26 protein-coding genes are annotated in these 25,447 nt (G+C 42.8%); 8 read left to right on the top strand and 18 right to left on the bottom strand.

All coding sequences use genetic code 11. The features are described 5' to 3' along the window. Positions 1-75: 75 nt before the first annotated feature. From BM192_RS05200 to BM192_RS05240, 9 genes are all read right to left on the bottom strand, one after another. Entirely contained in the window at positions 76-1,146 is a 1,071-nt protein-coding gene (locus BM192_RS05200; protein WP_037441348.1) for a M20 family metallo-hydrolase, read from the bottom strand. Then, complete coding sequence (gene proC, locus BM192_RS05205; RefSeq protein WP_037441346.1) at positions 1,146-1,964, bottom strand: pyrroline-5-carboxylate reductase; 819 nt, start codon at positions 1,962-1,964, stop codon at positions 1,146-1,148. Before proC ends, BM192_RS05200 begins: the two co-directional genes overlap by 1 nt. A 6-nt stretch (positions 1,965-1,970) precedes the next feature. Beyond that, positions 1,971-2,759, bottom strand: coding sequence for an acetylglutamate kinase (gene argB, locus BM192_RS05210; protein ID WP_037441345.1), 789 nt, complete (start codon positions 2,757-2,759; stop codon positions 1,971-1,973). Between the two features lie 26 nt (positions 2,760-2,785). Beyond that, positions 2,786-3,751, bottom strand: coding sequence for a Rossmann-fold NAD(P)-binding domain-containing protein (locus BM192_RS05215; RefSeq protein ID WP_037441342.1), 966 nt, complete (start codon positions 3,749-3,751; stop codon positions 2,786-2,788). Then, positions 3,748-4,881 carry an aspartate aminotransferase family protein gene (locus BM192_RS05220; protein ID WP_037441339.1) on the bottom strand — a complete coding sequence of 378 codons (1,134 nt, stop codon included), beginning with the start codon at positions 4,879-4,881 and terminating at the stop codon, positions 3,748-3,750. The genes BM192_RS05215 and BM192_RS05220 overlap by 4 nt, the downstream gene beginning before the upstream one ends. Positions 4,882-4,957: 76 nt before the next feature. Next, positions 4,958-5,929, bottom strand: coding sequence for an N-acetyl-gamma-glutamyl-phosphate reductase (gene argC, locus BM192_RS05225; protein WP_037441337.1), 972 nt, complete (start codon positions 5,927-5,929; stop codon positions 4,958-4,960). Continuing rightward, positions 5,919-7,112, bottom strand: coding sequence for an argininosuccinate synthase (gene argG, locus BM192_RS05230; protein ID WP_037441334.1), 1,194 nt, complete (start codon positions 7,110-7,112; stop codon positions 5,919-5,921). The genes argC and argG overlap by 11 nt, the downstream gene beginning before the upstream one ends. A gap of 133 nt (positions 7,113-7,245) precedes the next feature. Further along, positions 7,246-7,953, bottom strand: coding sequence for an N-acetyltransferase (locus tag BM192_RS05235; RefSeq protein ID WP_037441331.1), 708 nt, complete (start codon positions 7,951-7,953; stop codon positions 7,246-7,248). Positions 7,954-8,366: 413 nt separating this feature from the next. Continuing rightward, complete coding sequence (locus tag BM192_RS05240) at positions 8,367-9,569, bottom strand: NAD(P)/FAD-dependent oxidoreductase (RefSeq protein ID WP_037441329.1); 1,203 nt, start codon at positions 9,567-9,569, stop codon at positions 8,367-8,369. A 202-nt stretch (positions 9,570-9,771) separates the two neighbouring features. On the opposite strand from BM192_RS05240, the gene BM192_RS05245 reads away from it, so the two are divergent. The 3 genes from BM192_RS05245 (at position 9,772) to BM192_RS05255 (ending at position 11,978) form a co-directional block, all read left to right on the top strand. Continuing rightward, a complete protein-coding gene (locus BM192_RS05245; RefSeq protein ID WP_037441415.1) occupies positions 9,772-10,845 on the top strand; it encodes an NADH:flavin oxidoreductase/NADH oxidase in 1,074 nt (357 codons plus the stop codon). A gap of 101 nt (positions 10,846-10,946) precedes the next feature. After that, a complete protein-coding gene (locus tag BM192_RS05250; protein ID WP_037441326.1) occupies positions 10,947-11,252 on the top strand; it encodes a YbaB/EbfC family nucleoid-associated protein in 306 nt (101 codons plus the stop codon). 48 nt (positions 11,253-11,300) lie between these two features. Further along, positions 11,301-11,978 carry a metal-dependent hydrolase gene (locus tag BM192_RS05255; RefSeq protein ID WP_074963913.1) on the top strand — a complete coding sequence of 226 codons (678 nt, stop codon included), beginning with the start codon at positions 11,301-11,303 and terminating at the stop codon, positions 11,976-11,978. A 69-nt stretch (positions 11,979-12,047) separates the two neighbouring features. Here BM192_RS05255 and polA read toward each other — a convergent pair whose 3' ends face one another. The 6 genes from polA to trmB form a co-directional block, all read right to left on the bottom strand. Continuing rightward, positions 12,048-14,858, bottom strand: a complete 2,811-nt coding sequence (gene polA, locus BM192_RS05260) for a DNA polymerase I (RefSeq protein WP_037441324.1) — start codon at positions 14,856-14,858, stop codon at positions 12,048-12,050. 87 nt (positions 14,859-14,945) lie between these two features. Beyond that, entirely contained in the window at positions 14,946-15,581 is a 636-nt protein-coding gene (locus BM192_RS05265) for a CPBP family glutamic-type intramembrane protease (protein WP_051759915.1), read from the bottom strand. Positions 15,582-15,624: 43 nt separating this feature from the next. Next, positions 15,625-16,197 (bottom strand): DNA-3-methyladenine glycosylase I, encoded by a 573-nt coding sequence (locus BM192_RS05270; RefSeq protein ID WP_037441322.1) that lies wholly within the window; start codon positions 16,195-16,197, stop codon positions 15,625-15,627. A 4-nt stretch (positions 16,198-16,201) separates the two neighbouring features. Next, complete coding sequence (locus BM192_RS05275) at positions 16,202-16,543, bottom strand: carboxymuconolactone decarboxylase family protein (RefSeq protein ID WP_037441320.1); 342 nt, start codon at positions 16,541-16,543, stop codon at positions 16,202-16,204. 9 nt (positions 16,544-16,552) lie between these two features. Further along, the gene (locus tag BM192_RS05280; protein ID WP_037441319.1) at positions 16,553-16,879 is read right to left on the bottom strand and encodes an MGMT family protein; all 327 of its coding nucleotides are present in this window, start codon (positions 16,877-16,879) and stop codon (positions 16,553-16,555) included. Continuing rightward, a complete protein-coding gene (trmB, locus tag BM192_RS05285; protein WP_037441316.1) occupies positions 16,879-17,529 on the bottom strand; it encodes a tRNA (guanosine(46)-N7)-methyltransferase TrmB in 651 nt (216 codons plus the stop codon). Before trmB ends, BM192_RS05280 begins: the two co-directional genes overlap by 1 nt. 120 nt (positions 17,530-17,649) lie before the next feature. Between trmB and fcl the strand changes: the two genes are divergently transcribed. Further along, entirely contained in the window at positions 17,650-18,579 is a 930-nt protein-coding gene (gene fcl, locus BM192_RS05290; protein WP_037441314.1) for a GDP-L-fucose synthase, read from the top strand. A gap of 79 nt (positions 18,580-18,658) precedes the next feature. Continuing rightward, positions 18,659-19,591 carry a hydrogen peroxide-inducible genes activator gene (locus BM192_RS05295; protein ID WP_037441311.1) on the top strand — a complete coding sequence of 311 codons (933 nt, stop codon included), beginning with the start codon at positions 18,659-18,661 and terminating at the stop codon, positions 19,589-19,591. Positions 19,592-19,663: 72 nt separating this feature from the next. Here BM192_RS05295 and BM192_RS05300 read toward each other — a convergent pair whose 3' ends face one another. The 3 genes from BM192_RS05300 to BM192_RS05310 form a co-directional block, all read right to left on the bottom strand. Next, positions 19,664-20,275, bottom strand: a complete 612-nt coding sequence (locus BM192_RS05300) for a superoxide dismutase (RefSeq protein ID WP_037441309.1) — start codon at positions 20,273-20,275, stop codon at positions 19,664-19,666. Positions 20,276-20,357: 82 nt separating this feature from the next. After that, complete coding sequence (locus tag BM192_RS05305; RefSeq protein ID WP_051759913.1) at positions 20,358-20,831, bottom strand: nucleoside deaminase; 474 nt, start codon at positions 20,829-20,831, stop codon at positions 20,358-20,360. 1 nt (position 20,832) lies between these two features. Then, the gene (locus BM192_RS05310) at positions 20,833-21,168 is read right to left on the bottom strand and encodes a tRNA-binding protein (protein ID WP_037441307.1); all 336 of its coding nucleotides are present in this window, start codon (positions 21,166-21,168) and stop codon (positions 20,833-20,835) included. A gap of 110 nt (positions 21,169-21,278) precedes the next feature. Here BM192_RS05310 and BM192_RS05315 point away from each other — a divergent pair, with 110 nt between their 5' ends. From BM192_RS05315 to BM192_RS05325, 3 genes are all read left to right on the top strand, one after another. Further along, positions 21,279-22,466 carry a class I SAM-dependent rRNA methyltransferase gene (locus BM192_RS05315; RefSeq protein WP_074590807.1) on the top strand — a complete coding sequence of 396 codons (1,188 nt, stop codon included), beginning with the start codon at positions 21,279-21,281 and terminating at the stop codon, positions 22,464-22,466. A 122-nt stretch (positions 22,467-22,588) separates the two neighbouring features. Beyond that, a complete protein-coding gene (locus BM192_RS05320; RefSeq protein WP_139218409.1) occupies positions 22,589-24,427 on the top strand; it encodes a hypothetical protein in 1,839 nt (612 codons plus the stop codon). Between the two features lie 232 nt (positions 24,428-24,659). Further along, entirely contained in the window at positions 24,660-25,406 is a 747-nt protein-coding gene (locus tag BM192_RS05325; protein WP_051759912.1) for a tyrosine-protein phosphatase, read from the top strand. Positions 25,407-25,447: the final 41 nt, after the last annotated feature.

Genomic DNA, 25,447 nt, shown 5'->3' on the forward strand with positions numbered 1-25,447 from the left:
AACGGGCAAAAATACAATAAATGTCCCGATGCGATTAATAATAAGGTCCGGAAAAAATAATCCGGCGGTTAAAGGCTATTTACCCCCGATAACAGGCTTCAGCAGCGCGATATAAAGGGAAATTCCTTCCTCGACTTCTGCACTGTATACATATTCGTCGGCCATATGTGACCGTGCCGAATCACCAGGACCTATTTTCACTGAAGGGATGCTCAATAGAGCCTGATCAGAAGTTGTAGGGGAACCATAAGTAGTCCGTCCTAGCGCAATACCAGATACAACAAAAGGATGTCCTTTATCTATAGACGAAGGTTTTAGTCGGATAGAACGCGGTGTGACTTCACAATCCACATTAGTTCTGATTATCTTCAGGACTTCTTCGTTCGTATAAGCATCCGTTACCCGGACATCCACAGTGAATGTGCAAGTTGCAGGAACTACATTATGCTGAGAACCCGCATTAATGATCGTAACTGACATTTTCAAAGGTCCGAATACCTCTGACACCTTTGAAAAACGGTAATGCCTGAACCAGTCAATAGCTTTTAAAGCTTTATAAATCGCGTTATCACCTTCCTCTCTGGCTGCGTGCCCGGCCTTGCCTGTAACAGTACAGTCAAGTACCAGTAAACCCCTCTCGGCAATGGCAAGGTTCATTTGGGTTGGCTCACCGACTATGCCAAACTCTAGTGGGCCAAGATCAGGAATTACACATTCCAGACCATTGTTACCCGAAATCTCTTCTTCTGAAGTTGCAGCGAGGCAGAGGTTATAACTCAAACCGTCCTGCTCGTAAAAATATAAGAAAGTAGCTATCAGTGAAACCAGACATCCGCCAGCGTCATTACTACCCAGACCGTACAATTTACCATCTTCCAGATCCGGGGCATATGGATCCCTGGTATAGCCGGAGTTAGGTTTAACAGTATCGTGGTGGGAATTTAAAAGGACCGTTGGCTTAGCCGGATCATAAAATTTATTATAGGCCCAGACATTGTTCAGTTTACGATGAACGGGCACCCCGCGCTCCTGAAGGAACTGTGCGATCACTTCCGCTGTCTGGTCTTCTTCTTTACTGAAGGAAGGAATGCTGATTAATTTTGTCAGCAAGGCTAAACTATCCTCTTGCAGTTTTTCTATTGTCATTATTCTTTGGTATATAATGCCCCGGCTTTTAAAGCCGAAAGCTTGATGCCTTTGATCAGGGAGGAACTAAATCCATTATGTTCCATCTCGTTTAAACCCGCGATGGTACACCCTTTAGGCGAAGTAACTTTATCAATTTCCTGCTCCGGATGTGATTTCATCTGCAATAATAAATCTGCAGCACCCTTTGCAGTTTGCACGGCCATTTTCAGGGCTTCGTCAGCATGAAAACCTATTTCTACACCACCCTGCGAAGCCGCTCGGATAGCTCTAAGAAAGAAGGCGGTACCACAGGCACATAATGCTGTAGCAGCAGTCATCAGGTCTTCATTAATTTTAACAACAGCACCAACCGTTTCGAACATCCGGCAAACCTCCTCCACATGTTCTGCTGCAGCATTATCTGTAGCCACACAAGTCATAGACTGACCAATTGCAATAGCCGTGTTGGGCATTGCCCGGATCACTTCCAGTTCCGGATAAGATTTAGAACGGATATCTGCACAGCTCACTCCCGATGCCACCGAGATAAAGACCTGCTTTGCAGGAACAGTAGCCGGTTTAATCTGTTCCATTAATTGATTCAATTGCTGGGGAAGTACCGCCAGTACCACAATATCCGAAGCGGCCACAGCAGCAGCGTTATCGGCATCCACGCCATAACCCAGTGCAGCAAATTCCGCAAGGTTTGCAATGTTTCTTCTAGTTAAGATCAATTGTTCCGGTTTTGCATACCCGGCTTTCACCAGACCTTTAGCCAGTGACAGACCTATATTTCCGCTGCCAAGTATGGCTATTTTACCCGTAAACTGTTTCATAAGACGCTATGCTGTTAATTCTGTACCGAAACCATTTGTATCAATCAAAGGAAGGTCATCTGCCTGTCCGATATAAACGGCGCGGACTCCCTTCCTGATCGCCTCAAAAGCGTTAAACAATTTAGGAATCATGCCACCGGAAACCACACCATCAGCCTTTAAAGCTTCAAAAGAAGTACTGCTGATCTGCCTTACCACTGAATCATCGTCATCTACATCACGCAGCACACCTTTCTTTTCGAAACAATAAACCAGCCTGGTATCATAAATACCTGACATGGCTACAGCCACCGCTGATGCGATTGTATCTGCATTTGTATTCAGCAGCTGTGTCTGTCCGTCATGCGTAATAGCACAAAGAACAGGAACCAGTCCACTTTCCAGTAAACTCTGCAAAGTTTTAGTATTTACCGAGTTCTCGTTCAGGTCCCCGACAAAACCATAATCAACGGTAGAGACGGGCCTTTTCACCGCAGAAATCACATTACCATCTGCGCCGCTCAGACCAATTGCATTACAACTTTTTGCCTGGAGCTGCGCAACCATATTTTTATTGATCAGCCCGGCATAGACCATTGTCACAACCCTTAAAGTTTCAATATCGGTTATTCTTCTGCCGTCAACCATTTTAGGTTCAATCCCCAGGCTTTTGCCCAGTTCAGAAGCAATTTTACCACCACCATGCACCAGGATCTTGTCTCCTGGCAGCGCATGGAAATCCAGCAGGAACTGATGAAGTTTCTCGGAATGATCAATAATATTACCGCCTATTTTAATAATGGTTAACTGTTTCATGAGCTGTAAACTATTTGGGAATCGTTCTAAGATAAGTTTTCCAGCAGACCTTTCAAAACCGCCTGAGCAGCCCATAAACGGTTACCCGCTTCCTGAATCACCAGGCTGTTCGGACCATCCAGAACCTCACTGCTCAACTCCAGGTCTCTGCGGACCGGTAAACAGTGCATTACCCTGGCATTGTTCGTCCCCTTAAGCTTATCACCGGTAAGCATCCAACCTTCCGGGAAAGGAAGAATTTTACCGTAATCAGCAAAACTTGACCAATTCTTTACATAGATGTAATCGGCACCTTCCAGTGCTGCATCCAGATCATGACTGATTGTCGCTCCCGGAGTGAAATCTTCCGATAACTCGTAACCAGCAGGCTGTACAACTGTAAAATCAACGAGCCCGTCCTGCTGAGCCCGGCACATCCATTCCGAAAAAGAATTCGGAACTGCTTGCGGCAACGCTTTCACATGAGGCGCCCAGGCTAAAACGACCTTAGGCCTGCCTTCGCCCTTCCAGGTTTCCTGAATAGTAACCAGGTCGGCCAGACTTTGCAGCGGGTGCCGCGTGGCACTTTCCAGACTCACAACCGGAACTCCGCAATAGCTTATAAATTTGTTAAAGAAATCTTCGTTATAATCCTCGTCTCGGTCTTGAAGTTTAGGAAAAGAACGCAGGCCCAGGATATCACAATATTGTCCCATCACAGCCGCCGCTTCGCGGATATGCTCAACAGTACTGCCATTCATAACCACACCATCTGCTGTTTCCAGCGCCCAGCCCTCTTTATCCATATTCATAACCATCACACTCATCCCTAAGTTAATGGCCGCTTTCTGCGTACTCAGACGGGTACGCAGACTTGGGTTCAGAAAAACCAGGCCTATCGTTTTATGTTTCCCCAGGTGTTCCTGACTATAAGGGTTCTGTTTTAAGGTTAACGCATCATTTACTAACTGGCTGATGTCTTTAACATCATTTACTGAAGTGAATTGGTTCATCCTTTTATAGCGATTTTAAATTTGTCTAAAAACTGATCTGCCTGTGCTTTGCTCAGGTTTAATGCCGGCAATAATCTGATTACATTAGGTTTTGCCTCTCCGGTAAAAATATGGTGCTGAAAAAGCAGGTTCTTTTTAACCTGTGAAAGTTCCGCCGGCAGATCGATACCGATCATCAGTCCACGACCTCTTACTTCCTTTACACCTTCAATTTTGCGCAGCTCCTGAATCAGATACTCTCCGATTTCCGCAGCATTCTCCATTAGATTATCCTGCTCCATAATTTCAAGAACAGACAGTGCTGCAGCACAAGCCAGATGATTACCACCGAATGTCGTACCCAGCATACCGTGCCAAGGCTTAAATTTCGGAGCAATAGAAATTCCTGCAACCGGGAAACCATTTCCCATCCCTTTGGCCATCGTATAAATATCTGCCTGAACACCAGCGTAATCATGCGAATAGAACAAGCCCGTTCTGCCATAACCACACTGAACGCTGTCTGCAATGTAAACGGCATTATACTGATCACAAAGTGAGCGAATTAACTGAAGGAAAGATTTACTGGCTTCCTGAATACCACCAACACCCTGGATTCCTTCAATAATTACAGCAGCAACATCTTGTCCATTTTGGTTAAAATACTCCTTTAGAGCCTCTTCATCATTGAAAGGAAGAAAATCGATATTGGTAGTCTCATTAACCGGTGCAATTATTTTGGGGTTATCAGTCGCCGAAACGGCAAGTGATGTACGGCCGTGGAAAGCACCTTTAAAAGCGACAATCTTTTTTCTGCCGTTATAGAAGGATGCTAACTTTAAAGCATTTTCATTGGCTTCGGCACCAGAATTACATAAAAACAGCTGATAATCCGTTTTACCGGAAACCTGTCCCAATTTTTCGGAGAGCTGAACCTGCAGCGGAATTTTAACAGAATTACTGTAAAACCCAACCTTAGCCAGCTGCTCGGTTAGACGTTTAACATAATGCGGATGCGTGTGTCCGATAGAGATCACCGCGTGTCCGCCATACAGATCAAGATATTCCTGACCTTTTTCATCCCAGACAGTACTGCCTGAGGCTTTAACAATTTCTATATCATTTAATGGATATACGTCGAATAAGTTCATCTTGTTTTGGTTTTGGTCCGGACAAAGCCCGGAATAAATAAATAATCGGATAATTGCTCAGAATTAGCGGCTATGCTTAAAAAGCAGAGCCTTTAAGCCGTAGCCCTTGCTTTTCCTCCAAACCAAACAATAGATTCATATTCTGCACAGCCTGCCCGCTTGCACCCTTTAACAGATTATCAATAATACTGATGATCAATAACTTGTCACCATGTTTTTCCACGTGCACCAGGCATTTATTGGTGTTAACCACCTGTTTCAGGTCAATATTTTTTACACTTACATGCGTAAACGGATGCGCCGCATAATAGTCGGTATAAAGTTTTTCCACTTCTTCGGCGGACAAATCACTATCCATATAAACAGCTGCCAGAATACCTCTCGTGAAGTCACCACGCTGCGGAATAAAATCCATAGCGGCCTTAAAAGCCGGGTCCAGCTGTTGCAGACTCTCACCGATCTCATTCAGATGCTGATGTTCGAATGCTTTATAAACAGAAAGATTATTATTACGCCAGCTGAAATGTGATGTGGCAGAAAGACTTTGTCCAGCACCCGTAGAACCCGTTGTCGCGTTGATGTGGATATCATTTTTTAGCTGTCCGCTGGCTGCAAGAGGTAATAATGCTAACTGTATGCAGGTCGCAAAACAGCCTGGGTTAGCAATAAAAGAAGCTTGCTGAATACGTTCCCTGTTTAGTTCAGGCAAACCATATACCCAGCTATTCCCTGCCGAAGCATGTAATCTGAAATCCTGGCTCAGGTCAATGATTTTAATTCCTGCAGCAATTGGATTTGCATCCAGGAATTTTTTGGCGTCCCCGTGTCCAACACACAGGAATAAAACATCAATCGCATCGGATAGTTCAGCACTGAAGCGAAGGTCTGTATCCCCTAAAAGGTCTGTATGGACATCAGAAATGAGATTTCCCGCATTACTGTTACTATGTACAAAGGCAATTTCCACGCCATCGTGGTTCAGGAGCAGACGCAGCATTTCACCACCTGTATAACCTGCTCCTCCTACAATTCCTGCTTTAATCTTCATTGCCGTTCACTTTATGCCAGATCATTACCTGGTTACCAAATATTTTAGAGAATCCTTTCACGTCTTCACCGCTCCAGGCATTATTCATTTCACCATAGCTGCCGAATTTGTTACTCATCAGATCATGTGCAGATTCGATACCTATTACCTGGAAACGATAAGGCAATAATTCAACAAATACTTTTCCGCTAACCATTTTCTGCGTATCGGCTAGAAAAGCTTCAATATTACGCATGATCGGATCATGGAACTGGCCTTCATGAAGGTAGTTACCATAGAAAGAAGACAATTGCTCCTTCCAGCTCAGCTGCCATTTGGTTAATGTATGTTTTTCCAGTGTGTGGTGTGCTTTGATAATTACCATTGGTGCGGCAGCTTCAAAACCTACACGCCCTTTAATCCCGATAATCGTATCTCCAACGTGAATATCACGGCCAATACCGTAAGGTTGCGCAATAGCTTGTAATTGCTGAATAGCAGTTACAGGATCTAATTTTTCACCATCAAGACCAACAAGCTCACCTTTTTCAAAAGTCAGTTCAATTTTACGGCTTTCAGTTTCAGTAACCTGGGTAGGCCATGCCTCTTCAGGAAGTGTTTGATGGGAAGTCAGCGTTTCCTGTCCGCCTACTGAGGTACCCCAAAGACCTTTATTGATTGAGTATCTCGCTTTTTCGGCACTGTAAACCACGCCATGTGATTGTAAATATTCAATTTCAGCTTCACGGGATAATTTCAAGTCCCTGATCGGCGTAATAATTTCTACACCCGGAATAATAATATTAAAGATCATGTCAAATCTTACCTGATCATTACCAGCACCGGTACTGCCATGCGCTACATAGTCAGCGCCAATTTTCTTTACATAATTGGCGATGGCCGTTGCCTGACTTACACGTTCAGCACTTACAGATAATGGATAAGTAGCATTTTTAAGCACATTACCGAAAATCAAATATTTGATACACCCTTCGTAATAATGTGTAGTTTCATCTACGACTGCATGAGAAGCCACGCCAAGTGCATATGCCCGTTTCTCAATCTCCTGCAATTCTTCGTTAGAAAAACCACCCGTATTTACAATCACGGAATGCACTTCCAAACCTCTGTCCTGCGCTAAATGAATACAGCAAAATGACGTATCTAAACCTCCGCTAAAAGCTAAAACTACTTTCTTTTTCATCGTTCTTTTATTTTTTGATTAGGTGCTGAAACCCGAAAGGCTCCATTGTTCTTTTATTTATTAAACTACTTTGTTTCTTTTAAACGCTTAAGCTAAAGCCTTCGTTTAAAAATATCCCTTAAAGCTCTTCTTCTTATCTTGCAAAAATCGACGACAAAAAAGACACAGACTTATTTTCGTTACTGCCATCCTGAGATTTCGGCTGTAATACCAGTCTTTGCTTAATGCGCATAAAACGCTCATAAAGCTTCGGCTTACGCTGCAGCTCTTCCGCAAATTTCTTGGCGACATCATGTTTTTGCTTGGCAGGATCGTAGAGCATAGCCGTGCACATGCAATTTTTGCGCTCCTTACTTTTCAGGATCTCAAAATTTACACAGCTCTGGCAGCCCTTCCAGAAATCCTCATCCTGAGTCAGTTCCGAATAAGTAACGGGTTCATAGCCCAGATCAGAATTGATCTTCATGACAGCAAGACCAGTGGTCAGGCCAAATATCTTAGCTTTAGGATAGTTCAGGCGGGAGAGTTCAAAGATTTTCTCTTTGATCATATGGGCCAGCCCGACTTTTCTGTATTTTGGACTCACAACCAGGCCGGAGTTCGCAACGAACTGACCATGACTCCAGGTCTCAATATAACAGAATCCAGCCCATGAGCCATCTTTATTAAAGGCTATTACGGACTTGCCCTCAGCCATTTTGCCAGCGACATAATCAGGGGATCTTTTAGCGATACCTGTACCGCGTGCTTTAGCTGATTCGGCCATCTCCAGGCAGATTTCTTCAGCGAAAACACGATGTTCAGGAAGTGCAACCTGCACTACAAAATCGTTTATATTCATTAAAGGTTAACGAAAAAATAAGTGTGTAAATTAATTGTTTTTTAAGAGGCAATCCTCTAAGACGGAGTAAAGAAATACTCACATGCGGGGTGTATAATTCTGCCGGCTGGTTGTTACATAGATGACAGGCTGCAAACGTTCAATATACAAACTTCGCGCAGCAATATTCTTTGCTGTTACGATGCTAAGTTTATGTGAAGTATGCATTGTCATTTTCTGTATAAAATCCCGCTTTAGATTATTAATTTGTAAAGGTTTAAATAAATATTGAGTTGTGCAATACGTGTTTTAATTTTTTGACATTCAAACTATCCTTATCCGCCTGCTGCTCAACGGATACAAAAGTATGTTTTATTTGAAAAATGCAACTAAAAACAGGTTAATTTTATGTTATTTTTTTTCATTTCTTTCAATTAGCGTCCGAAGCGGAACTCATGCGAAAGTAAATTCTGTTTTCCCTCCAGTAATCCAGAGATAATTTCCATACCCAATACAGAAAAAGTAATCCCGTTTCCACCAAATCCCAGTACAAAATAAGTATCCTGAAATCTTGGGTGTTCCCCGATATATGGCAGTCCGTCTTTAGTTTCTCCAAAAGTACCACACCAGCTGAAATCTGTGATAAAATCAATTGCAGGAAGAAATGCCTTCAATGTTTTATTGAGCTTCCCCTCTTTCCGGCCTAAAAGTGCATCCCGCCGTAATGCGTTCCTGAAATTTTCATCTTCACCACCAACTAGCAGTCTACCGTCTGCAGTCGTACGCAGATATAAATAAGGGGAATCCGTATTCCAGAATAATGTATCGCAAATACTATTTTTTAGTTGCGGATTCCGTTCACTTACCATCGCATAAGTACTTTTAAGCTTCACGATCTTTTCCGGCAGCAGGCCCTGGGCCTCATAACCCGTACAGTAAATAACTTTACCGGCACTAATCATAGACCCTGTATCCATCTGTGCAATAATACCCTGTTTCAAACGCGTCACCTTCCTGACTGCTGTCCTGTCAAAAACACGCAACCCCCTTTTTACATTATAATGCAGCAGATCATGCGTCATACAGAAGGCATCCAGACTTCCACCATCACCGGATAAAATTGCACCCGCCGCTTCCAGTCCATACAATTCCCTTAAATTATCCTTTTCCAGCCAGCTCACATTCAGTCCGGCAGCTTTACGGACTTCAAATTCATGAAGCAACCATTTCAGGTCTTTTTTCTGTGCCGCAAAGTAGACAGATTTTTTCATCTCAAAACCACAGGAGGAGCCAATTTCCTGAGCGAGGTCACGAAGTTTGTAGATTGCGTCCCGGCAACCGAGATAACTATTATTGGCACCCGGTACGCCGATCATTTCCTGCAAACGATAAAGCGGTATATCTATTTCATACTGAAGCATGGAGGTAGTAGAAGAAGTACTTCCGTACCCAATCTCTCTTTTATCGACTACAACAGTCTTATATCCCTTCTTTACCATTTCATGTGCTATCAGGGCACCGGTAATCCCTCCACCTATGATCAGAATATCACATTCCAGGTCAGTTCTCAAAGAAGGATAAGTATGCAGAAGGCCATTTTTGACCAGCCAGAAAGGTTCATTAGAGCGCAGATCCATATATTACAGCTAAAATAAACACAACAAACTTTGCGCTGTGATGTTTGCATATCGCGTGGTCTTTCAGGCCGGCTGATACATTTATTTGTCAAATATTATTTTATATCAGCTAAAACAGAACAAAATTAACATAGTAACCGTTTTTTTGTTACTCCCTGATACAAACCCGGTATCCGGCAGGGAACTTATCAAATCAGCGTATATGTCATTACTTTTTTCGCCCATACAGATTAAAGATCTGAACCTCAAAAACAGACTGGTTGTCTCTCCGATGTGCCAGTACAGTGCTAAAGACGGATTTGCCAATGACTGGCATCTCGTACACCTGGGAAGCCGGGCGGTAGGCGGCGCAGCCCTGATCATACAAGAAGCAACAGCGGTTTCTCCGGACGGACGGATTTCTCCAGGAGACCTTGGGATCTGGTCCGACGAACATATTCCTGTATTACAGCGAATTACCTCATTTATTAAAAACCAAGATGCCATTGCGGGTATCCAGTTGGCTCATGCTGGCCGCAAGGCAAGTTTCGACGTACCCTGGAGAGGTGGCCGCCAGATTAAGATCGAAGACGGCGGATGGGAAACAGTAGCAGCCAGTGCTATTCCTTACCATGCAGATGACAAAGCTCCCGTAGCAATGGACGCGGCAGCGATCAGCAAATTCAGGGACGACTTTAAAGCTGCTGTAAAAAGAAGCATTACAGCGGGTTATGAGCTTATTGAGATCCATGCTGCGCATGGCTACCTGTTCCATCAGTTTCTATCTCCTCTTACCAATTTAAGAACAGATGAGTACGGTGGCAGCTTTGAAAACAGAATCAGGTTGCTAATGGAAGTCATTGCAGACACTAGAGAGATCTGGCCAGTAGAAAAAGCGCTGTTTGTAAGAATCTCGGCAACTGATTGGGCAGCAGGCGGGTGGTCACCAGAGGAATCTGTCCGGTTGAGTGGCTTACTAAAGGAGAATGGCGTGGACCTGATAGATTGCTCATCGGGCGGAAATGTCTCTCATCAGCAGATTCCACTTAAACCTGGCTATCAGGTGGAATTTGCAGAATCGATTAAAAAAGAAACCGGCATTTTAACCGCAGCAGTAGGATTAATTGATAATGCGTCACAAGCCGAGGAGATTTTGCAAAATGATCAGGCAGACTTGATTTGTATGGCCAGAGAATTCTTAAGAGAGCCTTATTTCGCACTCCATTCAGCTGCAGAATTAGAAGATAAGATTACATGGCCAAATCAATATGTGCGGGCAAAACCGGCAAAACATTAACTACTTCTTGCGATCAGACATACGCCAGCCCTGTTTTCTATAAGAAATTTAAATGTGTTAAACCTATTTGTCTTAAATTCGTTGTTTAAAAAAACTTAGATATGTTCGATAAATTAATGGCAGCCCAGCATAAAGCTGAAGAAATTAAAAAACGCCTGGACACTGTTTCGGTATTTGCTGAAGTAGAAAACGGTGCAATTAAAGTTACGGCGACTGCAAATAAAGCAATTACGGATATCGCAATTGATCCTGATTTTTATGCTCAGGCAGACCGGGAGGAAATTCAGGAATTGCTGCAGACAGCCATCAATAAAGTCTTAGAACAGGCAGAAAATGTAAGTGCTGCAGAAATGCAGTCTGCTACCAAAGATATGCTGGGTGGTCTGGGCGGCATGTTTGGCGCTTAAAGACACATCAGCGTACTATTAAAATTGATTTTTGTAAAAACATAACAAATGAAATTTACCTATTACGGCCAGTCCTGCTTCCTGCTGGAGGCAGATGGCAAAAAGTTTTTATTCGATCCATTTATCAGTCCTAACCCATTGGCCTCTTCCGTTGACATTAAGACCATCGAAGCAGATTATATTTTAGTCAGTCATGGACATGGCGATCATGTTGCAGACCTGGCAACCATCGCTAAACAAACCGGCGCATTGGTCATTGCCATGCCGGAAGTTGCTGACTGGGCCGGTAAACAAGGTGTTGAAAATATACATCAGATGAACTATGGCCCCGCAAACTTCGATTTCGGTAAATTAAGGATGGTTTGGGCTACACACTCCAGCTCTATGCCAGATGGCAGTTATGGTGGTAACCCGGCAGGATTTGTATTGGAAACCGGGGGTAAAGTTATTTATTACGCTGGTGATACCTCGCTGAATCTGGATATGAAAATCCTGGCTGATCTTTATAAACTAGATTATGCAATTCTGCCTATTGGCGGTAATTTTACGATGGATGCTGACGATGCACTGATCGCAACACGCTATATCGCCTGCGATAAAGTTATAGGCGTTCATTATAATACATTCCCGGTTATCAAAATAGATACGGAAGATGCGCAGGCGAAATTCAGCAGAGAGAATAAATCATTACTGTTACCGGCTATTGGTGAAACAATAGAGTTATAGTATTCTGCATGTAAGTATACGAAAAAGCCCCTTCCAAGTCCGGAAGGGGCTTTTATTTTGACTCAAATTTTAATGCGCCTCCAGCCAGGTACGGCCTTCGCCAATTTCTATTTCAATTGGAACAGTAGTTTCGATTGCAGACTTCATCCTGTGGCTGATAATTGATTTCATTGCTTCAACTTCTGTTTTAAGGACGTCGAATACAAGCTCATCGTGTACCTGCATTGTCATTTTAGACTGCAGATTCTGCACTTTAATATCCTGGTGGATATTAATCATTGCAATTTTAATCATATCTGCAGCAGAACCCTGAATCGGAGCATTAATCGCATTTCGCTCCGCAAATCCCCTTACTGTTTGATTTGCAGAATTTATATCCCTCAGATATCTCCGTCTGCCCATCATAGTTTCCACGAACCCGTTCTCTCTGGCAAAATTCATGGTGTCATTCATATAACGCTTAATACCAGGATACTGTGCGAAATATTGCTCTATCATTTCCGCAGCCTCTTTTCTAGGGATGCCCAGGTTTTGGGAAAGACCAAAAGCAGACTGTCCATATATAATGCCGAAATTAACTGCTTTTGCATTTCTTCGCTGGGTTGGCGTCACTTCCTCAATGCTCAACCCATACACTTTCGCGGCAGTGGCTGTATGGATATCAATCCCATTTTTAAAAGCATCCAGCATATTTTCTTCCTTCGCGATATCAGCAATAATACGCAGTTCGATCTGCGAATAATCTGCAGACAGTAACACATGATTCTCGTCCCTTGGGATAAATGCTTTACGCACCTCTCTACCCCTTTCGGTACGGATCGGGATGTTCTGTAAATTCGGGTTATTAGAACTTAAACGTCCTGTTGCTGCAACGGCCTGGTTATAGCTGGTATGCACTCGACCGGTTTTTGGATTAACCAATAAAGGTAATGCATCTACGTATGTAGACTTCAGTTTCTGTAACTGTCTGAAATCTAATATATCTTTTACAATATCACTTTTCGAAGCCAGTCCCATCAACACATCTTCACCAGTCTGATATTGTCCTGTTTTTGTTTTTTTAGCCTTAGGGTCGAGCTTGAGCTTGTCGAAAAGCACCTCGCCCAATTGCTTAGGTGAAGCGAGATTAAATACCACCCCAGCCTTCTCAAAGACCAGTTGCTCAAATTTGCGAATCTCTATTTCCAGTTCGGCAGAATAAGTAATCAGCGTATCCATATCGATACGGACACCTTCCTTTTCCATATCGGCTAATACGAAGATCAGTGGGTTTTCAATTTTTTCCGCAAGTTCGGCCGCATTCAATTGTTTCAGTAACGGGCTAAAAACTTCGGCCAGTTGTAAAGTCACATCAGCATCTTCCGCTGCATAATCGACTACTTTTTCCACCGGAACATCCCGCATAGTACCTTGATTTTTACCTTTCGGACCAATTAGTGTAGTAATAGAAATCGGTGTGTATCCCAGGTAATTCTCAGCCAGTACATCCATATTATGGCGTGTATCCGGATCAATCAGGTAATGCGCCAGCATCGTATCAAACAACTGCCCTTTCACCTCTATATCATACCATTTCAGGATCAGCATATCATATTTGATATTCTGACCTATCTTACGAATCTGTGCATTCTCCAGGACTGGTTTAAATTCCGCTGCAAGCTGTAAAGCTGCATCCCTGTCTGCAGGAACGGGGATATACCATCCCTGACCCGCCTTTATACTGAAAGATAAGCCTACCAGTTCGGCGAGGTTCGCATCTGTCCCGGTAGTTTCTGTATCAAAAGATATGCTTTCCTGCTGCAGTAATAAAGCAATCAGTTCCGCTCTTTTTTCCGGAGAGCCGACAAGTTGGTAATCAGGTGCGGTATCAGCAATAGTTTTCCCTGCTGCAGGCTGTTCAAATAAATTGGGGAGCTGCTCAAAAGGTTTTGGTCTTTCCGGCATTGCTGCAGGTTGCCCGAACAGATCAGTTTGTCCTGTGACCGCTGCTTTTGCATCACTCACCGAGAAGCCCTCTCCGAAAACACGTTTACCTAATGTTCTGAACTCCAGTTCTGCAAATAGCGGCTCCAGTAATTCACGGCTCGGCTCATCCAGTTTGAGAGATGTTTCATCGAATTCTACAGGAACGTTCAGTATGATCGTAGCCAGCTTTTTGGAAATCATTCCCTGGTCTGCGAAATTTTCTACATTTTCACGCTGCTTGCCTTTCAGCTCATGAGAATGTGCTATAATATTTTCTACAGAGCCATAGGTTTTTATCAGCGACTTCGCCGTTTTCTCCCCAATACCAGGGATGCCGGGAATATTATCCACTGCATCACCCCACAAGCCCAGAATATCAATCACCTGTTCCACATTCTCAATATCCCATTTGGCCAAGACTTCAGGAACACCCATGATTTCCATGTCATTTCCCATTCTGGCCGGTTTGTAAATAAAGATATTTTCTGAAACCAGTTGCGCAAAATCCTTGTCAGGCGTCATACAATATACTGTAAAACCTGCCTTTTCACCCGCTTTAGCAAGTGTACCGATAATATCATCCGCTTCAAATCCATCTTTGGTTATAACAGGAATATTAAACCCTTCAATTAATTTGAATATATAAGGTAAAGCAGCCGCCAGATCTTCCGGCATCGCTTCCCTGTGTGCTTTATAAGCGACAAAATCAGTATGTCTTTCTGTAGGTGCATTTGTATCGAACACCACGGCAATATGACTGGGCTGTTCTTTTTTCAGCACTTCCATCAGGGTATTGGCAAAACCCATAACCGCAGAGGTATTAATCCCTGTAGAAGTAAACCTGGGATTTTTACTTAAGGCAAAATGAGCCCGGTATATCAGTGCCATACCATCAAGCAGGAAGAGTTTTTTCATATTATTATATTGTTTGCTAATACAGACGTATCTATCCTGTCAAAGTTAACACCTGATTTTTAGTAAACCTAATCGACGGTAGCTGAATTATCTGGCGAAAAGCAATACTGCAGGTACAAGATTAAAACAGCAGTGCAGGATAATTCCGTAGATTAAACCATAACGCATTCTCACATAGCCAAAGATCAACCCTCCGGTAAGTTGTGGAAGGGTATAAAGCAATCCAAAAGGCAGCAATTGTATACCACTCGAGAAATTTCCCAAATGAAAATAAGCAAAGGCTAAAGCTGTAAAATGGAAATAAAAAGGAAAGTATTTTTTTCTAAAAGTATGTTTGCGGGTCAGGCTTCCGGCCAGGTTAAAACGGTATAACAGATATAAAACTCCAAAGATCGGAGGAGAGATTAGATATGCCCATTTTGTGCCGGTAATTGCAGTAAGCAAAGCACCGCAAATAAAGGCCAGGAAAAGCAAACTCGCAGAAAAATAGCGCAGCTGCATCCGGAAAACCAGTTCTTCCATAACCGGACCATAAAGTAATGCACCAAAAAGCAGCATCCACTTTGACTCTATACTGCTTATTAAGGATGGTCCGGGCTTAGGAATCAGTCCGAGTCCGATCAGGGTAAAATCTGCCACGCTTGCCAGAATAGCTGCCGAAAGCGTAATTAACCAGAGTCCTGCCATCGTGCGGACAGGAAACTCCGGCTTTTCCGGCACCATTAACACGGGGTATCGGAGATAAGTATAAATATCCTTAAAAAGGTCAGGCATCTGCTGTTCTGCAGTGACAGCTGGTCAGGTGATCGTTGACCATGCCCATTGCCTGCATATGTGCATAACAAATAGTAGTACCAAAGAATTTAAACCCTCTTTTTTTCATATCCTTGCTAATTGCATCAGAAATCTCAGTTCTGGCCGGAACTTCAGACAGGTTACTAAAATGATTGATCAGCGGTTTCCGATCTGGCATAAATCCCCAGATATAACTAGAGAAGGACCCAAATTCCTGCTGTACAGCAATGAATAAACGCGCATTTACAGCAGCCGATTTTATTTTTAGCCTGTTTCTGATAATCCCTGTATTCTGCATTAACCGTTCTTCATCCTCTGCTGTAAACGTGGCGACTTTCTGCACATCAAAATCCGCAAATGCGTCTCGGTAGGCTTCTCTTCTACGCAAGATAGTTATCCAGCTTAAACCAGCCTGGGCACCTTCCAATATTAGGAATTCAAATAATTTCTGGTCATCATAAACCGGCCTGCCCCACTCTTGGTCATGGTATCGGATATAATCGGGATCGGAACCGCACCACCCGCACCTGACTAAATTATCCATCTGATCAGGTGTTTAATTCATCCCAGTATTCCACTGCCCTACGGTAATGCGGAATTACGATTGAACCGCCAACAAGATTGGCAATCATAAATACTTCATTCAGCTCAGCATCGTTTACACCCGCATCGAAACATTTCTCCAAGTGATATTTAATACAGTCATCACAACGCAGCACCATCGAAGCCACCAGTCCCATCATTTCTTTACTTTTCACGTCAAGAGCACCCTCTGCGTAGGTAGTGGTATCCAGTGCAAAAAACCTTTTAATATTGGTATTTGCAGTCTCCATGATCCGGTCGTTCATTTTAGAACGATAGTCATTAAATTCTTCTACTAATTGTCCCATTTTCTTTAATTAAATTTCTATTGCAGGATCCCAGAATACCGTTTTAAAATTCTGAACCTGATCGTTTTCAACCGTTATTCCCTCTTGTTCCAATAATTCCTGCATCAGGTCCGACCCGCGAAAATGGAATTTTCCCGTTAACAAACCTTTGTGATTAACCACCCGATGGGCTGGCACAGGGGGCTGCAGATCATGAGCCAAATTCATCGCATAACCTACCAAACGGGACGATCTCCCTGCACCGAGTGCTTTGGCTATTGCTCCGTAAGAAGTGACCCTTCCTTGAGGAATAAGCCGGACCACTTCATAAACCTGTTCATAGAATGATGGTTCCATTATTCCAGTGAAAATTGGATATAATTAATGTTTTTGTCCTGTTTCAGGTAAATGCGCTCGTAATGCGTTTTGATCTGCAAAACTTCATCATAAAGTTCCGATGTATACAGCTGGTCTGTTTTTTTATAACATGGTAATCCCAGTTCTTCTACCACCTGAACCGTATAGGCATATAAACCATCGTTATCGGTTTTCAGGTTAATCTTTCCACCTGGTTTAAGGATATTTTTATATTTATTCAGGAAGCCCGGAAAAGTAAGTCTTTTTTTCTCCCTGCTATCCTGCGGTTGCGGATCAGGAAAAGTAATCCAGATTTCATCAATTTCATGCTGACCAAAGTAATCAACAATATCTTCAATCTGTATTCTCAGAAAAGCCAGGTTTGGTATCTGTTCATCTACTCCAGTTCTGGCGCCTCTCCAGATGCGGTTACCCTTCAGGTCAATCCCTATAAAGTTCTTTTCCGGAAAGAATTTAGCCATATTCACGGAGTATTCACCTTTACCACAGGCCAGTTCAAGCACAATCGGCTGATCATTCTTAAAATGATTTTCACCCCATTTTCCCTGAAGTACTTTTCCCTCTTCCATCTGATAGACATTCGGGAAGGTGTCTATTTCAGCAAATTTCCTTAACTTATCTTTACCCACTATTTTATTTTTTTAGCAAAAATACAATTTAATCCGTCAAAAGATCCTGCCTGGTAATTTGTATTTTTACGGTCTGAATTAATTAAAATTAATAGAATTCAGATAAGCTCAAGCAACACCATGGAGAAGAATGCAAAAATATATATCGCCGGACATCGTGGAATGGTGGGGTCGGCCATTTGGAGAAAACTGGAAGACTCAGGCTATACCGGATTAATGGGTAAAACATCTGCTGAGCTAGATCTACGTGACCAGCAGTCCGTGGCTGAATTTTTTGAGCATGAAAAACCTGATTACGTTTTTTTGGCAGCAGCAAAAGTCGGCGGAATTGTGGCAAACAATACTTACAGGGCAGATTTTTTATATGAAAACCTTGCCATTCAGAATAATGTGATCCATCAGGCTTATATACAGGGCGTCAAAAAACTCATGTTTCTTGGCTCGAGTTGTATTTACCCGAAACTTGCCCCGCAGCCGCTAAAAGAAGAATATCTATTGACAGGATTGCTGGAACCAACCAACGAACCTTATGCGATTGCTAAAATAGCAGGGATCAAACTATGTGAGGCTTACCGCGCACAATACGATTGTAATTTCATTTCCGTTATGCCAACCAACCTGTACGGTTACAATGACAATTATCATCCTCAAAACTCTCATGTATTGCCTGCACTGATCCGCAGGTTTCATGAAGCAAAGGTTTCCGGCGCGCCCGAAGTTATTATCTGGGGTTCAGGCAGCCCGTTAAGAGAATTTTTATTTGCCGATGACCTGGCTGAAGCGTGTTTATTCCTGATGGAAAATTATCATGAACCCGAGCTGATCAATATCGGAACCGGCAGCGACCTCTCCATTCGCGACCTGGCTTTGCTGATCCGCGATATTGTGGGATATACCGGAGAACTGAAGTTTGACAGCACCAAACCAGACGGCACACCAAGAAAACTCATGGACGTGAGCAAGCTGCATTCGCTGGGCTGGAGACATACGATTGAACTGTCGGAAGGTATTGCTCTCGCTTACAGCGACTTTTTGAAGAAGCAAAATTAATTCAACGGATAAGAGCAGATTGAATAAAAGATTATAGCTTTGGTCAATAATAAAAGCGAATCGCATAAATTATAACTATATGACTTTAGTACAACTGGAATATATTGTCGCAGTGGATACTTACCGCAGTTTTGTAGGTGCTGCCGAAAAATGTTTCGTTACACAACCTACACTGAGCATGCAGGTACAAAAGCTTGAAGAAATGCTTAATGTCAAAATATTTGACAGAAGTAAACAACCTGTGATCCCGACAGAAATAGGCTCACAGATTATTCAGCAGGCCCGTATAGTATTGCAGGAAAGTCAGAAAATAAAGGAAATTATTAACAGTCAGCAACAGGATATTGTCGGGGAGCTTAAAGTTGGTATTATCCCGACTGTCGCTCCGTATCTGCTTCCACAGGTAATTGCAAGCATGATGGAAAAATATCCTGACCTTAAACTACTGATCTGGGAATATACGACAGAAGATATTATTCATCATCTGAAAACCGGAGTACTTGACTGTGGGATTATGGCAACGCCGGTGAACGAACCAGGCATAGCCGAGGTACCTATGTATTATGAAACCTTTGTAACCTATATCAGTAAGAACAGCAAGCTATTTAAAAAGAAAACGATTAGCTCCGCCGACCTGGAAGAAGAAAATATCTGGTTGCTTAATGAAGGCCATTGCATGCGCTCGCAGGTACTTAATATCTGCCGTTCGACTAAAGATAGCCGTTTACAAGGCTTAACCTACAATACGGGCAGCGTGGAAACTTTAATCCGCATGGTTGATATGAACAATGGGGCTACGCTTCTTCCTGAATTGGCTTTAGTGGACCTGAACAGTAAGCAACTCAGTAAAGTAAGGGCCTTTAAAGATCCGGAACCAGTTAGAGAAATAAGCCTGGTTACCCATAGTAATTTCATTAAGAAAAGAATGCTAAATGCATTCCGTGAAGAAATTCTGGCTGTCATTCCAAAGGCCATGAAACAGAAAAAGAAAAAAGACGTTGTAGGGATTTAAATTCTACGCTCAATCTGATCTAACGAAAAAAGCCACGCAATTGCGTGGCTTTTTCTTTATGAAGAAAAGGAATTATCCTTTTGCTTTGGTATAACGATCTGAAACAGCATCCCAATTTACTACATTCCAGAATGCAGCGATATAATCAGGACGTTTGTTTTGATATTTCAGGTAATAAGCATGTTCCCATACATCCATACCTAAAATTGGTGTACCTTTTACTTCAGCAATATCCATCAAAGGATTATCCTGATTTGGCGTAGAAGAAACAACCAGTTTGCCATCTGCACCAACGCTTAACCAAGCCCAGCCCGAACCAAAACGAGTAGCACCAGCTTCTGCAAATTTTGTTTTGAAGTCTGCAAATGATCCGAAAGCTGCATTGATAGCATCTGCTAAAGCACCTTTTGGCTCTCCGCCTTTTCCGTGTCCTAAAACTTCCCAGAACAGGGAGTGATTATAGTGACCACCACCATTATTTCTAACTGCAGCCGGAAACTTAGAGATATTTTTAATGATTTCATCCAGACTCTGGCTTGCTTCGGCCTTACCTTCCAGTGCTTTGTTCAAATTAGTAACATAAGCCTGGTGGTGTTTGTCATGGTGAATTTCCATGGTTTGTTTGTCAATATGCGGTTCCAGAGCATCAGTTGCGTAAGGTAACGCAGGTAATTCAAAAGCCATATGATTAATATTTAAGTTTTAAATTTATTACTTCGACAAATATAACATTCGAGTCCATGTTTTGTTCAATTCTTTTGTCAAACTAACTCCTTTTTGTCGCAAAGAAGCGCTTCATCAGGGCTGCACATTGCTCGGCGAGTACACCTTTGCGAATTACAGTTTTAGGATGAAGTAAATTACTGTTATGACTGCTATAACCACGTTTCGGTTCCGATGCACCATAAACTATGGCTCCGATCTGCATCCAGTAAGCAGCACCAGCACACATTACACAAGGCTCAACCGTAACATACAAAGTACAATCCTTAAGATACTTTCCACCAATTGTCTGTCCGGCCGCAGTGAACGCCTGCATTTCTGCATGCGCAGTCACATCGTTCAGCTGTTCCGTCAGATTGTGTCCTCTGCCAACAATACGTCCTTTGGACACTACTATTGCGCCGATAGGTATTTCGTCCTGCGTATAGGCCTGCTCCGCTTCCTGCAAGGCCAGCCGCATATAATGCTCATCTTCCTGCTGCGGGTCCTGGCTTCCGGTGAAATCGTAAAAACTCATATCAGACTAATTTATTTCCGTTCGGTACTTTACCCCTTAATGAGGTTAATACAATGTCCCCATGTTCATCTGCAAAACCCGTTACCAGGAATTCGGACATAAATTTACCTATCTGTTTTTTGGGAAAATTAATAACCCCAACTATCTGCTGGCCAACCAGCTCTTCTTTCGTATAATGTTTGGTAACCTGCGCGCTGCTTGTTTTAATTCCGAAGGGTCCAAAATCAACCCGGAGTTTATACGCAGGATTACGGGCTTCAGGAAAATCCATTACTTCTAATACCGTTCCTACACGTAATTCGACTTTTTCGAAGTCATTCCACTTAATTTCTTCCATTGATATGCTTTTATCTTCTGCCTCAGACAGACACTTAAAAAGTCCTAAACTACAAAAAGCTGCTTATAAATCTGCTTTAATGACGTATTGCTTTTTACTACCTTTGCACTATGATCGAGCTGGTATTAAAAAAAGGCAAAGAAAAAGCCGCATGGCAAAAACACCCATGGATATTTTCAGGCGCAGTTGATAAAATAAAAGGCAAACCCGAAAATGGTGAGGTAGTCAAAGTCCTGGCAGCCGACCAGTCGTTTCTGGCTTACGGTTATTATAACGGACAATCCCGCGTAGCGGCACGTTTACTGGAGTGGGACGAAAATACAGTAATTGATAGATCTTGGTATGCGGCAAGAATTAAAGCCGCCATCGCATCCCGGGCTCATGTCCTTCAACCAGGCAAGACAGATACATGCCGACTGATATTCAGTGAGGCAGATTACCTGCCCGGCCTGATCGTTGATCAATATGCAAACTTTTTATCCCTGCAAATTCTCAGCGCCGGTATGGAAAATATCAAATCAGACCTGATCGATATTCTGCGGGAAGAATTAAATCCGGCAGGCATCTTTGATAAAAGTGATGCAAGCGCAAGGACACACGAAAGTCTCGAACCGGCGCAAGGTCTTTTATGGGGAGAAAACCCTCCGGAGTTCCTTGCAGTAAAAGAGAATGGAATAACCTATCATATCAATATTGCAGACGGACAAAAATCCGGGTTTTATTGCGATCAGCGGGATAACAGAGAGATTCTGGCTGCTTACACTAAAGACAAAGAGGTATTAGATTGCTTCTGTTACAGTGGAGGATTTACCTTAAATAGCCTAAAGATGGGAGCCACTCATGTGACCAGTGTAGATAGCTCTGCATTAGCTATTGAAACGCTTGCGCACAACCTGGAACTCAATGGATTTGCAAAAGAAAAACAAAGCAGCATTCAGTCAGATGTGAATAAACAATTACGTGTATTCCGTGATGAAGGCAGAAAGTTTGATGTACTGGTCCTGGACCCGCCAAAATATGCGCCATCCCGTTCTGCACTGGACCGTGCAGCCAGGGCGTATAAAGATCTGAACCGACTGGGAATGTCCCTGCTGAAAAGCGGCGGCATACTGGCTACCTTCTCCTGCTCAGGTGCAGTGGACCTGGAAACATTCAAACAAATCATCGCGTGGGCAGCCCTTGATGCCGGCCGCGAAGTACAGATCATTAAACAATTTCATCAGCCTGAGGACCACCCGGTAAGAATTTCATTCTCCGAGGGCGAATATCTTAAGGGACTGCTGCTGAGGGTGCTTTAATCTTTGTGACTTGATGCGTATCTCTGACTATGCAGGTCTTCCTTTACCGATTGGGACTTAATGGAAGACCTGCATAATTGTTCATAAATATTTATCATTTCATTAACATTAAAAATTTCGGCGTGTTGCGGTTTGTTTGTATTATTGCCCGCATCGTAACGCTCATGGGTAAGCTAGCCATCTCCTGCTTAAAAGGCACTCTCTTTTTACTGTTTTTCATTTGTTATCTGGCCATTTTACCACTCCCTGTAGATGCACAGGACGTTTATGCTCCTTTACGTTCCATAAACTCTCCTGCTAAGCGTTTAGAGCGGGCAATAGAAATAAACCGTCAGACGTCTTTAAGTAAAGACACGACCAGGGTGCTTCGTGACCTGAACCAACTTCACAAGATTGCGACAGACCTGGAGGACAAGCCACTTGAATGTCTTTATTACGGGCTGATGGCCAATCAATATTCGATTATTGCCGACCGTCCTAATATCCGCAGCGATGAATATCATCAAAAGGCCGTTGACCTCGCTAAAACCTATGATTTACCAGTAATGGTAGTGGTCAATCTGCTCAATTATGGATACTATCATTACAACTACAGGCAAATGGTTCCGGCTTATAAATATTTTCTGGAAGCAGACCTCCTACTGAAGGACCTGGACCCGGCTACACTACCTGAACCCAGCAGGCAGCTTAAAATTTTAGGCTATTTCTACTATTATATTAAAGAATATGGACAGGCAATCCATTATCTCAAGTCCGGTTTAAAATACCCAACTGAAAGTAAACGCGAGACTATAGACATTAACAATACAATTGGACTTTGCTATGCGCTGCAGTCAAAAGATCAGGAGGCCATTCAATACTACAATAAAGCAACAGCCCTTGCAGAAGCTGCAAAAGATACAGTTTGGGTAGGCATAGTGGCCGGAAACACGGCCCGCCTTTATTTGCAGAACAACGAAAAAATAGACCTCGCACTCGAAAAATTTAAGCTGAACCGGGCTTATTCCATCCGTTTCGATGAACCTCTGGATGCTATGCTGGCTATCATTGACATCGCGGGTATTCAAATCCGCAGGAAGGAGTGGAAGTTAGCCGAACAATATCTGAATGAGGCAGAGACATTTCTGGCCGATAAACCATTTTTTTTAGTCAGCAGACTCAAAATCGCTGACATGCGGGCAACCATTGCAGAATCCAGACGTCAATACCGGGAATATTCCCAGTATCTGAGACAATATGTATCGCTTAAAGACAGTCTGGAGCAACGCGATAATTCTACCGAAATAGAACACGTCCGGCTTTTCTGGGAAAAACATCATTTTGACAAGCAGCGTGAAGCTTTGATCAAACAAGCCAAAGAAGAGCAGAGTAAAAAAAGGAACCTGATTATCTTTTCTTCCCTTCTGGTTATTATCTTAATTCTTTTTTACAGCAGGCAGCGCCTAAAAAATAAACATGCAGCAGCTACACTTGAAAAACAGAAAATAGAACATCAGCTAAAACAACAACAGGTAGAACTGGAACTCGAAACGGCCAGACTGGCTCTGATCAACTTTACAGATAATCTGAGAGAAAAGAATAAAATAATTGAGCATATGCGCAGTCAGATTGAGCTAATGGACGCCGATGTTGTCTCTACAGAGCAATATCCGGTACCACAAGCCAGCCTTCAGTCATTGCTGGAGACGCATTTAATGACAGAAGAAAGCTGGAAACGTTTTAAAGGAATGTTTCTAAAAGTTTATCCCAGCTTTTTCAGAGAGGTACTGACACTGCATCCATCGACCAGCGAGTCTGAGCTCAGAATCCTTTCCCTTTTAAGACTGGAGTTGAATAACAGGGAAATCGCAGAATTACTCGGCATTACCATAGACGGTGTTAAAAAAGCGAAACAAAGGCTCCGTAAAAAAGTGGGCGCATTACCAGGGGATAACATTCCCCAAACTTCCCCTTATTCCTAGACTCGTCGGTTTATTACAATTTGTCCACCCCTTGTCCACCCCCACAAATGCGCCTTTTTTAAAAGGTTTAAGCCATTTTTGAATTCTGATAGCGTACAATTTACACTGTGGAAATTCTAAGTCTTTTTACCCCAATACAGCGGAAAACCTATTAAAGACCGAGCGAATTTCAGACAGGAATATACGTCAGAAATAATGCTGTTTTTGTTCCCTCTTTATTTTCCTTAAAGCTATGCTCAATATTTTCCGAAAAAAAAACAAAGTAACTGACATCTCCTGGCTTGGAGTAGATATGCATTCCCACATACTACCCGGAATTGACGACGGGGCACAGAATGTAACCCATTCGGTACGTTATGTAAAAGCCTTACAGGAACTGGGGTTCAATCAGCTGATCTGTACACCTCATATATTTAAAGGTCTTTATCCCAATACTCCGGCTACCATTCTGCAGGCAGAGACCTTGCTTCGGGATGAATTAATAAATGCAAATATCTCCGTCAATTTGAGTACAGCTGCGGAGTATATGATAGATCACAATTTCAATCATGAAGAAGCATTATGTCCTATTCGTGGAGAATATCTGCTTATAGAAATGCGATTTCTGGTCGAGAGCCCCAATATAAGCCAGGCACAATTCGATATCGAGGTAGAAGGTTACAGACCTATCCTCGCACATCCGGAAAGGTATACTTATTACTATAAAGACCTATCGCGGCTGAAACGTTTAAAGGAAAAAGGATGTCTGTTACAGCTCAATTTATTATCTATTTTAGGTTATTACGGGCGGGATGTGAAGAAATTAGCCGATATATTGTTGAAAGAAAAAATGTATGATTTTGCGGGAACTGACCTCCATTCAGACAAACATCTGCAGATACTCACTGAATCTGTCATCTCAGGACGCATGTATGATCTGATTGGCACATATGACTTCAAAAACCAGGAAGTCTTTAATGCTCCCCTGCAGCTGGCTTAGCATAAGCCCTGCGAATCCGTTTTGCCCGTAATTCCCTGCTG

Source organism: Pedobacter antarcticus (assembly GCF_900112985.1).
GTDB lineage: Bacteria > Bacteroidota > Bacteroidia > Sphingobacteriales > Sphingobacteriaceae > Pedobacter > Pedobacter antarcticus.

Coding starts and splice junctions, on each gene's coding strand:
- BM192_RS05200 (WP_037441348.1), bottom strand. CDS start 1,146: ATGACAATAGAAAAACTGCAAGAGGATAGTTTAGCCTTGCTGACAAAA.
- proC (WP_037441346.1), bottom strand. CDS start 1,964: ATGAAACAGTTTACGGGTAAAATAGCCATACTTGGCAGCGGAAATATA.
- argB (WP_037441345.1), bottom strand. CDS start 2,759: ATGAAACAGTTAACCATTATTAAAATAGGCGGTAATATTATTGATCAT.
- BM192_RS05215 (WP_037441342.1), bottom strand. CDS start 3,751: ATGAACCAATTCACTTCAGTAAATGATGTTAAAGACATCAGCCAGTTA.
- BM192_RS05220 (WP_037441339.1), bottom strand. CDS start 4,881: ATGAACTTATTCGACGTATATCCATTAAATGATATAGAAATTGTTAAA.
- argC (WP_037441337.1), bottom strand. CDS start 5,929: ATGAAGATTAAAGCAGGAATTGTAGGAGGAGCAGGTTATACAGGTGGT.
- argG (WP_037441334.1), bottom strand. CDS start 7,112: ATGAAAAAGAAAGTAGTTTTAGCTTTTAGCGGAGGTTTAGATACGTCA.
- BM192_RS05235 (WP_037441331.1), bottom strand. CDS start 7,953: ATGAATATAAACGATTTTGTAGTGCAGGTTGCACTTCCTGAACATCGT.
- BM192_RS05240 (WP_037441329.1), bottom strand. CDS start 9,569: ATGGATCTGCGCTCTAATGAACCTTTCTGGCTGGTCAAAAATGGCCTT.
- BM192_RS05245 (WP_037441415.1), top strand. CDS start 9,772: ATGTCATTACTTTTTTCGCCCATACAGATTAAAGATCTGAACCTCAAA.
- BM192_RS05250 (WP_037441326.1), top strand. CDS start 10,947: ATGTTCGATAAATTAATGGCAGCCCAGCATAAAGCTGAAGAAATTAAA.
- BM192_RS05255 (WP_074963913.1), top strand. CDS start 11,301: ATGAAATTTACCTATTACGGCCAGTCCTGCTTCCTGCTGGAGGCAGAT.
- polA (WP_037441324.1), bottom strand. CDS start 14,858: ATGAAAAAACTCTTCCTGCTTGATGGTATGGCACTGATATACCGGGCT.
- BM192_RS05265 (WP_051759915.1), bottom strand. CDS start 15,581: ATGGTGCCGGAAAAGCCGGAGTTTCCTGTCCGCACGATGGCAGGACTC.
- BM192_RS05270 (WP_037441322.1), bottom strand. CDS start 16,197: ATGGATAATTTAGTCAGGTGCGGGTGGTGCGGTTCCGATCCCGATTAT.
- BM192_RS05275 (WP_037441320.1), bottom strand. CDS start 16,543: ATGGGACAATTAGTAGAAGAATTTAATGACTATCGTTCTAAAATGAAC.
- BM192_RS05280 (WP_037441319.1), bottom strand. CDS start 16,879: ATGGAACCATCATTCTATGAACAGGTTTATGAAGTGGTCCGGCTTATT.
- fcl (WP_037441314.1), top strand. CDS start 17,650: ATGGAGAAGAATGCAAAAATATATATCGCCGGACATCGTGGAATGGTG.
- BM192_RS05295 (WP_037441311.1), top strand. CDS start 18,659: ATGACTTTAGTACAACTGGAATATATTGTCGCAGTGGATACTTACCGC.
- BM192_RS05300 (WP_037441309.1), bottom strand. CDS start 20,275: ATGGCTTTTGAATTACCTGCGTTACCTTACGCAACTGATGCTCTGGAA.
- BM192_RS05305 (WP_051759913.1), bottom strand. CDS start 20,831: ATGAGTTTTTACGATTTCACCGGAAGCCAGGACCCGCAGCAGGAAGAT.
- BM192_RS05310 (WP_037441307.1), bottom strand. CDS start 21,168: ATGGAAGAAATTAAGTGGAATGACTTCGAAAAAGTCGAATTACGTGTA.
- BM192_RS05315 (WP_074590807.1), top strand. CDS start 21,279: ATGATCGAGCTGGTATTAAAAAAAGGCAAAGAAAAAGCCGCATGGCAA.
- BM192_RS05325 (WP_051759912.1), top strand. CDS start 24,660: ATGCTCAATATTTTCCGAAAAAAAAACAAAGTAACTGACATCTCCTGG.